The organism is Verminephrobacter aporrectodeae subsp. tuberculatae At4 (assembly GCF_000193225.1).
GTDB classification, from domain to species: domain Bacteria; phylum Pseudomonadota; class Gammaproteobacteria; order Burkholderiales; family Burkholderiaceae_C; genus Acidovorax; species Acidovorax aporrectodeae.
This window is the reverse complement of sequence record NZ_AFAL01000432.1, coordinates 1-10,559: the sequence shown is the minus strand read 5'-3', so window position 1 is coordinate 10,559 and position 10,559 is coordinate 1. Positions and strand designations below refer to the sequence as shown.

Sequence of the window (10,559 nt, the reverse complement as noted above, 5' to 3'; positions counted from 1 at the left end):
GGCATCGAGCAGGATGCGCAGCATGCGGCGCAGGGGCTCGGCGGCGCCCCAGAGCAGCTGGTCGCCAATGGTGAAAGCGCCCAGATACTCCGGGCCCATGGCCAGCTTGCGGATGCGCCCCACGGGAATTCCCAGGGTGCCGCTCACGGCCACCGGCGTGAGCGCTTCGAGCGTCGCTTCACGGGTGTTCGCGACCACCCGGGCCCAGGGGTTGTCGGCGGCGATCATGGCCTCTACGTCGGCAACCGGAACGTTCTTTTTGAGCTTGAAGGTCAGGGCCTGGCTGTGGCAGCGCATCGCGCCCACGCGCACGCAGAAACCATCGACCGCGACGGCGGGAGCGTCGAAGCCCTCGCCCCGGCCCAGGATCTTGTTCGTCTCCGCCATGCCCTTCCATTCCTCCCGGGACACGCCGTTGCCCAGGTCCTTGTCGATCCAGGGGATCAGGCTGCCGCCCAGGGGCACACCGAAGTGGGTGGTTTCGGCGCCGTCGAGGGCGCGCTGTTTTGCGCTGAGCCTGCGGTCGATTTCCAGAATCGCGCTCCCGGGGTCGTCGAGCAGCGCCTTCACCTCGGCGTTCAGCGTGCCGTACTGCGTCAGCAGTTCGCGCATATGCTGCGCGCCGCCGCCGGACGCGGCCTGGTAGGTGTGGGTGCACATCCACTCCACGAGGCCGGCCTTGTACAGCGCGCCCACGCCCATGAGCATGCAGCTGACGGTGCAGTTGCCGCCGATCCAGTCCCGCGCGCCGCGCGCCAGGGCGTTTTTGATCACCGGCATGTTCACCGGGTCGAGCACGATGACTGCGTCCCGGTCCATGCGCAGGGTGGACGCGGCGTCGATCCAGTGGCCCTTCCAGCCCGCGGCGCGCAGCCCGGGGTACACCGCCTGGGTGTAGTCACCGCCCTGGGTGGTGACGATGATCGCGCAGCGCTTGAGCGCATCGGTGCTGAATGCATCCTGCAGCGTGGTTTCGTTGCGCGCCTGCGCGGGGGCCTTGCCGCCGGCGTTGGACGTGGAAAAGAACAGCGGCTCGATGCGCCCGAAGTCTTGTTCTTCGAGCATGCGCTCCATCAGAACCGAGCCGACCATGCCGCGCCAGCCGACAAAACCCACCAAGTTGTTGTGCATGACGTCCTTGCCAAATGAATGAGACCGTGCCGTAGCAGCTTGTTTTCCACGGCGCGTGCGACCCCTGTCCTGCCCCGTGCATGGCGGCGCATGAAGCTGCGCCTTTCGGAAAAGGGAAGGATTGTAGAGCGGGTTTTCAGAGGCCCAGGCGCGCGCGCGCGGCCGCGTACTCGCTGCGCAACCTGGCCACGCGCTCGGCCACGCCGGTCACGGCGTCGATCACGCCAATGCCCTGGCCGCAGCCCCAGATGTCCTTCCAGGCCTTGTGCACGTCGCCGCCGAAATTCATCTTGCCGGGGTCGGATTCGGGGAGATTCTGCGGGTCCAGTCCGGCCGCGCGGATCGATGGCGCCAGGTAGTTGCCGTGCACGCCGGTGAACAGGCTGCTGTAGACGATGTCGTCCGAACTGCTGGCGACGATGGCCTGCTTGTAGCCGTCGCTCGCGTGCGCCTCGTGCGTGGCGATGAACGCCGATCCGATGTACGCCAGGTCCGCGCCCATGGCCTGCGCCGCGAGCACCGCGTCGCCCGTGGCGATGGCGCCCGAGAGCGCGATCGGGCCGTCGAACCATTGGCGGATTTCCTGGATCAGCGCAAACGGGCTCTTCACCCCCGCGTGGCCGCCGGCGCCGGCGGCCACGGCGATCAGGCCGTCGGCGCCCTTGTCGATCGCCTTGTGCGCGAAGCGGTTGTCGATGATGTCGTGCAGCACGCTGGCGCCCCAGCCGTGCACGGCCTGGTTCACGTCCTCGCGCGCGCCCAGGCTGGTGATGATGATCGGCACCTTGTATTTGGCGCAGACCTGCATGTCGCGCTCAAGCCGGTCGTTGCTCTTGTGCACGATCTGGTTGACGGCAAAGGGCGCGGCGGGACTCGCCGGGTGCGCCCGGTCGTGCGCGGCCAGGGCCTCGGTGATCTCGGCGAGCCAGTCGTCGAGTTGCTCCGCCGGGCGGGCGTTGAGCGCGGGCATGGCGCCCACGATTCCGGCCTGGCATTGCGCGATCACGAGCCGGGGGGTGCTGATGATGAACAGCGGCGCGCCGATCACGGGCAGCGACAGGTTTTGCAGCACGGCAGGGAGTCTGGACATGGTGACGGTTTCCAACGGGGGGGGAAGAGGGGGGATGATTTCCGGCGATCGGCCGCGCACGCGGGAGGCTGCGGATCTTCCGGGTGCTTTCAGAAAGCCTGCGGCGCGAGCGCGCGCACGCTGCCCGCGCCTTCGACGATGCTGTCGCGCAGGCCGGGCGCCTTGACCAGGATGTGCTCGGCATAGAACTGCGCGGTGGCGATTTTTGCGCGCATGAAGGCCTCGTCGCGCCCCTGGCGCAGCAGGTCCTGCGCCACCAGCAGGCTGCGCGCGAGCTGCCAGCCCGCGAGCACGTTGCCCGCGAGCATCAGATAGGGCACGCTGCCGGCAAACACGGCCTGGGGGTCGGTCTGGATCGTGCCGAGCACGAACTCCACCACGTCCAGCAGCGCCTGGCGTGCGGCGCAGAGGCGGCGCGCCATGGACCGGGCGGCGGGGGTGGCGCTGGCCAGCAGTTCGGCCTCGGTGGCTTCGATCTGCGCCGCGATGGCCCGGGCCGTCTGGCCGCCGTCGCGCGCCGTCTTGCGGCCCACGAGGTCGTTCGCCTGGATCGCGGTCGTGCCTTCGTAGATGGGCAAAATCCTGGCGTCGCGCAGGTACTGGGCCGCGCCGGTCTCTTCGATGAAGCCCATGCCGCCGTGCACTTGCAGTCCCAGGGACGTGAGCTCCAGGCTGGTCTCGGTGCTGTAGCCCTTGACCAGGGGGACCAGGAATTCATGCAGGGCCTGGCTCTGCTTGCGCAACTGTGCGTCGGGATGGTGCTGTGCGGTGTCGAACGCGGCGGCGGTCACGCAGGCCATGGCGCGGCAACCCTCGACGGTGGCGCGCATGGTCATGAGCATGCGCTGCACGTCGGGGTGCTCGATGATGGCCACGCTGGCCTGGCTGCTGCCGTCCACGGGGCGGCCCTGCACGCGCTCGCGGGCGTACTGCACGGCCTTCTGGTAGGCGCGCTCGGAGATCGCTATGCCCTGCAGTCCCACGGCGTAGCGCGCGGCGTTCATCATGATGAACATGTATTCCAGGCCCCGGTTCTCCTGGCCCACGAGGTAGCCCACGGCGCCGGGCACGGCGCCCGCGACCATGCCCGCGCCAAACTGCAGCACGGCCGTGGGGCTGGCCCGGATGCCGAGTTTGTGCTCGATCCCCGCGCAGTACACATCGTTGCGTGCGCCCAGGCGGCCGTCCTGCCCGACGAGAAACTTCGGGCAAACGAACAGGCTGATTCCCTTCACGCCCTCGGGCGCGCCCGCGGCGCGGGCCAGCACCAGGTGCACGATGTTCTCGGTCAGGTCGTGCTCGCCGTAGGTGATGAAGATCTTGCTGCCGAAAATCCCGTAGCTGCCGTCGGGCCGGGGCTCGGCGCGCGTGCGCACCAGCGCCAGGTCGGAGCCGGCCTGGGGCTCGGTCAGGTTCATGGTGCCGCTCCAGCGGCCGCTCACGAGCTTTTCCAGGTAGATCGCCTTGAGCGCGTCGCTGCCCGCCGTGAGCAGCGCCTCGATGGCGCCGTCGGTCAGCAGCGGGCACAGCGCGAAACCCAGGTTGGCGCTATTGCACATCTCGATGCAGGCCGCACCGATGGTCTTGGGCAGGCCCTGGCCGCCATAGCCGGTCGGGTGCTGCAGGCCCTGCCAGCCGCCTTCGACGTAGCGGCGCAAAGCGTCCCGAAAGCCCGGCGGCGTGGTGACCGCGCCGTCCTTCCAGACCGAAGGGTTCTTGTCGCCCTCGGCGTTGAGCGGGGACAGCACGCCCTCGCTGAACTTGGCGCATTCCTGCAGCACGGCCCGCGCGGTCTCCAGGCCCGCGTCTTCAAAGCCGGGGATTTGCGCGAGCTGTTCGATGCGCGCCAGATGCTCGATGTCGAACAGCATGTCCTCGAGCGGGGCGGTGTAGCTCATGGGGCCTCCGGGAGCGCAAATGAATGCTCAAAAAAAAAGACGACGCCAGTCGGTCAGAGCGCGCGCACCAGTTCCGGAACGGCCGTGAACAGGTCGGCTACCAGGCCGTAGTCGGCGACGCTGAAGATCGGGGCCTCGGAGTCCTTGTTGATCGCCACGATCACCTTCGAGTCCTTCATTCCGGCCAGATGCTGAATCGCTCCCGAGATGCCGACCGCCACGTACAACTGGGGCGCGACGATCTTGCCCGTCTGCCCCACCTGCCAGTCGTTGGGCGCGTAGCCCGCGTCCACCGCGGCGCGGCTGGCGCCGAGCGCGGCACCGAGCTTGTCGGCCAGGGGCGTTATGACGGCGTTGAAATTTTCCTTGCCGCCGAGCCCGCGGCCGCCGGAGACGATGATCTTCGCGGCGGTCAGCTCGGGGCGCTCGCTGCGGGCGATTTCGCTGCTGACGAAGCGGCTCTGGCCGGTGTCGGCCACGGCGGCCACGGCGTCCACGCCGGCCGAACCACCGGATGCCGCGGCGGCGTCAAAGGCCGTGGTGCGCACGGTGATGAGCTTTACGTGGTCGGCGCTTTGCACGGTGGCCAGCGCGTTGCCCGCGTAGATCGGGCGCTCGAAGGTGTCGGCGCAGAGCACCTGCGTGATGTCGCTGATCTGGGCCACGTCGAGCCGGGCGGCGACGCGCGGCGCAACGTTCTTGCCGCTGGCGGTCGCGGGAAACAGGATGTGGCTGTAGCCGCCGGCCGCGCTGCCCTGGAGCGCCAGCACCTGCGCGGCCACGTTCTCGGCCAGGCCATGCTCCAGGCCCGGCGAATCCGCGTGCAGGACCCGGGACACGCCGGCGATGCGCGCACCCGCCGCGGCCGCCGCGCCCGCGTTGTGCCCGGCCACGAGCAGATGCACCTCGCCCCCGCAGGCGATGGCGGCGCTCACGGTATGGAGCGTTGCGCCCTTGATGGACGCGTTGTCGTGTTCGGCAATGACGAGGACCGGCATTCAGATCACCTTTGCTTCGTTCTTGAGTTTCTCGACCAGGGCGGCCACGTCGGCCACCCTGACTCCGGTGCTGCGCTGGGCGGGCTCGGTCACCTTCAGGGTTCTGAGGCGGGGCGCGACGTCCACGCCGAGGTCTTCGGGGCTGACGGTGTCGAACGGCTTTTTCTTGGCCTTGATGATGTTCGGCAGGGTGACGTAGCGCGGCTCGTTCAGGCGCAGGTCGGTGGTGATGACGGCGGGCAGCGTGAGTTCCAGGGTTTCCAGGCCGCCGTCGATTTCGCGCGTCACGCGCACCGTGTCGGCCGCCAGTTCCACCTTGCTCGCGAAGGTCGCTTGCGGCAGGTCGGCGAGCGCGGCGAGCATCTGGCCGGTCTGGTTGGCGTCGTCGTCGATCGCCTGCTTGCCCAGGATCACGAGCACGGGCCGTTCCCTGTCGAACAGGGCCTTGAGCAGCTTGGCCACGGCCAGGGGCTGCAATTCCACGTTGGTTTGCACCAGGATCGCGCGGTCGGCGCCGATGGCCATGGCGGTGCGCAGCGTTTCCTGGCACTGCGCCACGCCGCAGGACACTGCGATGACTTCGGTCACCAGGCCTTTTTCTTTCAGGCGTATCGCTTCTTCCATGGCGATTTCGTCAAAGGGGTTCATGCTCATCTTCATGGCGGCGGTGTCCATGCCCGTGTTGTCCGCATTCACGCGGACCTTCACGTGGTAGTCCACCACCCGCTTGACCGGGACCAAGACCTTCATTGCAGCGACTCCTGGGGTTGGTTGAGTTTGAATACGTATGCGCAAAGCGGAGCATTCTATGCCGCGCAGCGGGGGCCCCCTGTCTGTTCTAGCGCGCGTCGAACGCCGCCCTGATCCACTGCACGGACTCTTCCACGAGCACCACGTCGAAGCGGCAGGGCGGCGGGGAAGGCTGGCGCAGCAGGTAGTGCCGCACCGCGAAAACGATGCGCTGCTGCTTGCGCGCGCCGATGCTCGCCCCCGCCCCGCCAAAGGCGTTGCCGCTGCGCCCACGCACCTCGACGAACACCAGGGTGCCGTCGCGCTCGCGCATGATCAGATCGATCTCGCCGCCGCCGCGCCCGGGCGTCCGATAATTGCGCGCCATCAACTGCAGGCCCGCGGCCTGCAGGTGCGCCAGGGCCCTGTCTTCGGCTGCTTCGCCACGCTGGCGCGTGCTGCCGGTGGCCGCAGGCGCTGGCGCAGGGGCCGGCTTTCTCTTTCCAAGGAATTGCATTGAGCGCCTCTTTCGCTTCAGCCCTCGACGCCGCGCGCGCAGCGGCGGCCGCGCAGCATCATCCGCAGGCGGCGCTGTACATGGTGGCAACGCCCATCGGCAATCTGGCCGACATCACCCTGCGCGCGCTGCACGTGCTGCAACTGGCCGACACCGTGGCCTGCGAGGATACGCGCCACACGCAATCCATGCTGCGCGCCTACGGCATCGACAAGGGTGCGGCCCAACTGCTGGCGCTGCACCGGCACAACGAGGCCGAAGCCGCGCAGGACGTGGTGCAGCGCCTGCAGCAAGGCCAGCGCGTAGCGTACGTGAGCGACGCCGGAACGCCCGGCGTGAGCGACCCGGGCGCCCGGCTGGTGGCCGCCGTGCAGGCGGCGGGGCTGCGCGCCATGCCCCTGCCTGGCGCGAGCAGCATCACCACCGCGCTGAGCGTCGCCGGTGCCGTGGCCTGGCGCGGCGCGCCGGACGGTTTCGTGTTCGCGGGTTTTCTGCCGGCAAAGAGCGCCGAGCGCGCGCGCGTGATCGGGCAGTTGGCGCATGAGCCGCGCTGCGTGGTGCTGCTCGAAGCCCCGCACCGCATCGGCGAACTGGCGCAGGACCTGGCCGCGCTGGGCGCACGCCCCGTGACCCTGGCGCGCGAATTGACGAAACAGTTTGAAGAGGTGACGACCCGGCCCGCGCAGGCGCTGAGCGAATGGATCGATGCATCGCCCCAGCGCGCGCGCGGCGAATTCGTGCTGCTGCTGCACCCCGTGCCCGTGCCCGTGGCCGGCGACGGCGGCGAGAGCCTGCGCGTGCTGCGTCTGCTGCTGCAGGCGCTGCCCCTGCGCAACGCCGTGCGGCTGGCCGCAGAGATTACCGGCGCGCCGCGCAATGCGCTGTACGCGCAGGCACTCGAATGGCAGCGCGCAGGGATTTGACGAGGATCTCCACAGCCAGGGCCGTCCTGCCCGTACTTCGCTTGGCCGGGCGTGCTCCCGCACCGACGAAGGGCCGTGCTTCGCCATTCAAGAACAATCTCAGCCAGTCCTTTGGGAAATCCACACGGTGGCAATAGCGACGAGCGTCAAGGCAACGACGACAACGCCATGGTCGGAAATCACCATGCCTGTCATGGCGACGGCAGTTCCACTGCAGACCGCTTGTAGAAAACCGGACAGCGCGGCAGCCGACGTTCGGTCAGCCTCTTCGACGTTGAGCGCATCGGCCATGGCAGGAACCATGACGAAACCGAAAGCAGACAGCACGACGATAACGCCGACAACGGTCCAAGGTGGGCCATGGACTTGCCCAACGAGCGCGAGAACGCATCCGAGACCCATGATGACCATCCCCGTTTTGGTCAGAGCCCGGCTGCTCACGCGCGGCACAAGCCACCCGGTGATGGCAAGTCCCACTGCAACGGCCATGTTGGCCAAGGACAGAACCAAACCAACCGAAAAAACAGAGCTGGCCTGGCCAGTCAGCATGAATGGCAGGCGTACAGCAAGCGGAGCGAAAACCATCTGGAATCTGACCATCGCCAATACCGGTCCTGAAAATCTCGGCTCCTGTAGAAGCGCGCACCAGCCGCTTCGATTTACGGGGCTGACGTCATGCTTGTCGCCGCGCACGGTCCGTTCGACTTCGATCCAAACGCCGACCAGAAAAATCGGAGCAACGAGCGCAAGCAGCGCCCATCGCCATCCGGCTGCGCTCGCGATCGCGCCGACGATGAATGGCATGGCAATTTGTTTCAGTTACATTCCGTTTTTGGCGGTTTGGGCACGATACACCTTTGTCAAAAACCACACTGTCGATGCGGGAAAGGAAGGCCACCAGCCCATGCCTGGACCGTCGCGGCCGCGCTTCGCTTGCCGTCCCTGATTTAGTCCACCCGGGCGCCGGAGGCCCTCACCAGCTCCTGGTACTTGGCGCGTTCGCTGGCCATGAAGGCGTCGAACTGCCCGGGCGTGCTGCTTACCGGCTCGGCGAGCAGCGCGCTGAAGCGGGCCCGGGTTTGCGGCGCGTCGAGGGCGGCGACAAGGGCCCGGTTGAGCCTGTCGATCACCGGCCGGGGCGTTGCGGCGGGGGCGACCAACCCCCACCAGGTGTCGATGGCAAACCCCTGGAACGCCGCGGACAGCGGCGGCACGCCGGGCAGCGCTGCGCATGCGTCGAGCGAGGTCACGGCCAGCGCGAGCAGCCGGCCCGCGCGGATGTTCGGCGCTGCGGTGGCCAAGTTGTCGATGTTGAAGTCCACCTCCCCCGCGAGCAGGGCCAGCTGCGCCGGATGCCCGCCGCGGTAGGGAATGTGCAGCGCAAAAATGCCTGCGCGCTGCTTGAGCAGTTCGCCCGCCAGATGGCCCGCGCTGCCGTTGCCGCCGCTGCCGTAGTTCAGCCCGGCGGGGTGGGCGCGGGCGTAGGCGATCAGGTCGGCCAGGCGGTGGATCTTGAGTTGCGCGGCCCGGGCGGTGTTCATCACCAGCACGTTCGGAACGCGCAGCATCTGCGTGATTCCCGCGAAGTCCCGGCCCGCGTCATACGGCATGCGCGCGTACAGCCAGGGGTTGACCGCGTGGGTGGCGGTGGTGGCGATGCCTATCGTCAGGCCGTCGGGCGCGGCCTTGGCAATGGCGTCGGCGCCGATGTTGCCGCCCGCGCCGCTCTTGTTCTCTATGACCACGGTCCCCAGCGTGTCGCGCACGCGCTCGACCAGCGCGCGCGCCGTGGCGTCGATGGGGCCGCCCGCTGCGTAGGGAACGATCAGGCGGATCGCTGGGCCCGGGCTCTGCGCCAGCGCGTGGGCGCAGGAAAGAGCCATTGCGGTGCCGGCGATGAGCCAGTGTCTGCGCTGCATGCTGGTGCAAGAGATGGATGGACCCTGGGACTGCCGGATGCCGCGCGCGCCCCGTACCTGCTCATGCGCCATGTTTGTCCGCCTCGGAAATAAAGGCGTCCGCATGGAACTCCTGCGCTGGCAGGCCGCGCTGCGCGCCGTAGGCCGCGCGGGCTGCATCGACCACGACGGGGGCGCCGCAGGCGTAGACCTGGTGGCCCGAGAGGTCGGCAAAGTCGTCGAGCACGGCCTGATGCACGAAGCCGGTGCGGCCGCTCCAGCCGTCCCCGGGCAGCGCATCGGAGACCACGGGCACGTAGGCGAGGTTCGGCATCTCGGCCACGCGCGCCAGCATCCAGTCGTGCAGATACAGGTCGCCCGGGCGGCGGCCGCCCCAGTACAGCACGGCGGGGCGTGCGATGCGCTGGAACTGCATGTGCTCGATGATGGCCTTGATCGGGGCAAAGCCGGTTCCTGAGGCCAGCAGCACGATGGGTTTGTCCGAGTCTTCGCGCAGGAAGAAGCTGCCGAAGGGGCCTTCCACGCGCAGGATTTCCTTCTCCTTCATCGCGCCGAAGACATGTTCGGTGAACTGGCCGCCCGCCATGTGGCGGATATGCAGTTCCACGCCCGGCGCCGTGGCCTGCTGGTGCGGCGCGTTGGCGATCGAGTACGCGCGGCGCGCTCCGTCGCGCAGGATGAACTCGAGGTACTGGCCCGCGTGGTAGCGCAGGGTATCCGCCGCGGGCAGTTGCAGGCGCAGCAGCATCACGTCGTGCGACTTCTTTTCCAGCGTGGCCACGCGCACCGGCATTTTCTTGACGGGGTAGGCGCTTTCGTCGGTGACCTGGCGCGCTTCGAGCACCACGTCGCTCAAGGGCTGCGCGCAGCAGGTCAGCACCCAGCCGGCGGCCTCTTCTGCGGCCGTGAGGGCCTGCGGCTGGTGCCGGCCATGCTGCACGGTGCCGCTGAGTTTCTTGCACTTGCAGGTGCTGCACGCGCCGTCCCGGCAGCCGTAGGGCAGGCCCACGCCGCTGCGGATGGCTGCGGTCAGGATGGCCTCGTTTGCGTGGGCGCTGAATGCGCGGCCGCTGGGCTGCACGCTGATCTGGAACGCTGCGGTCGCGGCAGCCTCGGCGCTGGTCATGTCGTGGTTATCCTCGGGACGGATTTTTTGTTGGAAAAACGGAGCTGATTTTGCCTTCAAACCAAAGCCCGCTCGGCGCCCTGCCAGCGCGTTTTCGCCGGGAACGCCTGCTGATCGTCGGCTGCGGCGACGTCGGCCAGCGGGTGCTGCGCGACCTGCACGGCGGCCCCGGCGCCGGGCGCATGCAGTTGCTCGCGCTGAGTTCCAGCCCGTCCCGGGTGGCGCAGC

10 protein-coding genes and 1 pseudogene are annotated in these 10,559 nt (G+C 68.3%); 2 read left to right on the top strand and 9 right to left on the bottom strand.

The features are described 5' to 3' along the window. The 6 genes from asd to VTU_RS0113720 form a co-directional block, all read right to left on the bottom strand. Positions 1 to 1,131: aspartate-semialdehyde dehydrogenase (gene asd / locus VTU_RS0113745; protein ID WP_010105081.1), on the bottom strand; the 1,131-nt coding region annotated here is incomplete at its 3' end. A 136-nt stretch (positions 1,132 to 1,267) separates the two neighbouring features. Then, entirely contained in the window at positions 1,268 to 2,221 is a 954-nt protein-coding gene (locus VTU_RS0113740) for an NAD(P)H-dependent flavin oxidoreductase (protein WP_010105080.1), read from the bottom strand. 89 nt (positions 2,222 to 2,310) lie between these two features. Further along, on the bottom strand, positions 2,311 to 4,119 hold the full coding sequence (locus tag VTU_RS0113735; RefSeq protein WP_010105079.1) for an acyl-CoA dehydrogenase: 1,809 nt from the start codon (positions 4,117 to 4,119) through the stop codon (positions 2,311 to 2,313). A gap of 53 nt (positions 4,120 to 4,172) precedes the next feature. Continuing rightward, positions 4,173 to 5,117, bottom strand: coding sequence for an electron transfer flavoprotein subunit alpha/FixB family protein (locus VTU_RS0113730; protein WP_010105078.1), 945 nt, complete (start codon positions 5,115 to 5,117; stop codon positions 4,173 to 4,175). Further along, positions 5,118 to 5,867: an electron transfer flavoprotein subunit beta/FixA family protein gene (locus tag VTU_RS0113725; protein WP_010105076.1), complete on the bottom strand. Its 750-nt coding sequence runs from the start codon at positions 5,865 to 5,867 to the stop codon at positions 5,118 to 5,120. It lies immediately after the preceding gene. An 88-nt stretch (positions 5,868 to 5,955) separates the two neighbouring features. Beyond that, a complete protein-coding gene (locus VTU_RS0113720; RefSeq protein ID WP_010105075.1) occupies positions 5,956 to 6,363 on the bottom strand; it encodes a YraN family protein in 408 nt (135 codons plus the stop codon). Between VTU_RS0113720 and rsmI the strand changes: the two genes are divergently transcribed. Beyond that, complete coding sequence (gene rsmI / locus VTU_RS0113715) at positions 6,363 to 7,286, top strand: 16S rRNA (cytidine(1402)-2'-O)-methyltransferase (protein ID WP_010105074.1); 924 nt, start codon at positions 6,363 to 6,365, stop codon at positions 7,284 to 7,286. The two genes, VTU_RS0113720 and rsmI, sit on opposite strands and share 1 nt — an antisense overlap. A 99-nt stretch (positions 7,287 to 7,385) precedes the next feature. On the opposite strand, the gene VTU_RS0113710 is transcribed toward rsmI, so the two are convergent. From VTU_RS0113710 to VTU_RS0113700, 3 genes are all read right to left on the bottom strand, one after another. Beyond that, positions 7,386 to 8,090: an MFS transporter gene (locus tag VTU_RS0113710; RefSeq protein WP_010105073.1), complete on the bottom strand. Its 705-nt coding sequence runs from the start codon at positions 8,088 to 8,090 to the stop codon at positions 7,386 to 7,388. A 143-nt stretch (positions 8,091 to 8,233) separates the two neighbouring features. After that, entirely contained in the window at positions 8,234 to 9,205 is a 972-nt protein-coding gene (locus VTU_RS0113705; RefSeq protein ID WP_029554395.1) for a Bug family tripartite tricarboxylate transporter substrate binding protein, read from the bottom strand. A 61-nt stretch (positions 9,206 to 9,266) separates the two neighbouring features. Next, positions 9,267 to 10,331 (bottom strand): CDP-6-deoxy-delta-3,4-glucoseen reductase, encoded by a 1,065-nt coding sequence (locus tag VTU_RS0113700; protein WP_010105070.1) that lies wholly within the window; start codon positions 10,329 to 10,331, stop codon positions 9,267 to 9,269. Positions 10,332 to 10,381: 50 nt separating this feature from the next. Between VTU_RS0113700 and VTU_RS34440 the strand changes: the two are divergent. Beyond that, positions 10,382 to 10,559 (top strand): annotated as a pseudogene (locus tag VTU_RS34440) (SDR family NAD(P)-dependent oxidoreductase); the annotation flags it as partial.

Excerpts from the sequence above, each read along its gene's own strand:
- VTU_RS0113740 (WP_010105080.1), bottom strand. The coding sequence starts at position 2,221 with ATGTCCAGACTCCCTGCCGTGCTGCAAAACCTGTCGCTGCCCGTGATC.
- VTU_RS0113735 (WP_010105079.1), bottom strand. The coding sequence starts at position 4,119 with ATGAGCTACACCGCCCCGCTCGAGGACATGCTGTTCGACATCGAGCAT.
- VTU_RS0113730 (WP_010105078.1), bottom strand. The coding sequence starts at position 5,117 with ATGCCGGTCCTCGTCATTGCCGAACACGACAACGCGTCCATCAAGGGC.
- VTU_RS0113725 (WP_010105076.1), bottom strand. The coding sequence starts at position 5,867 with ATGAAGGTCTTGGTCCCGGTCAAGCGGGTGGTGGACTACCACGTGAAG.
- VTU_RS0113720 (WP_010105075.1), bottom strand. The coding sequence starts at position 6,363 with ATGCAATTCCTTGGAAAGAGAAAGCCGGCCCCTGCGCCAGCGCCTGCG.
- VTU_RS0113710 (WP_010105073.1), bottom strand. The coding sequence starts at position 8,090 with ATGCCATTCATCGTCGGCGCGATCGCGAGCGCAGCCGGATGGCGATGG.
- VTU_RS0113705 (WP_029554395.1), bottom strand. The coding sequence starts at position 9,205 with ATGCAGCGCAGACACTGGCTCATCGCCGGCACCGCAATGGCTCTTTCC.
- VTU_RS0113700 (WP_010105070.1), bottom strand. The coding sequence starts at position 10,331 with ATGACCAGCGCCGAGGCTGCCGCGACCGCAGCGTTCCAGATCAGCGTG.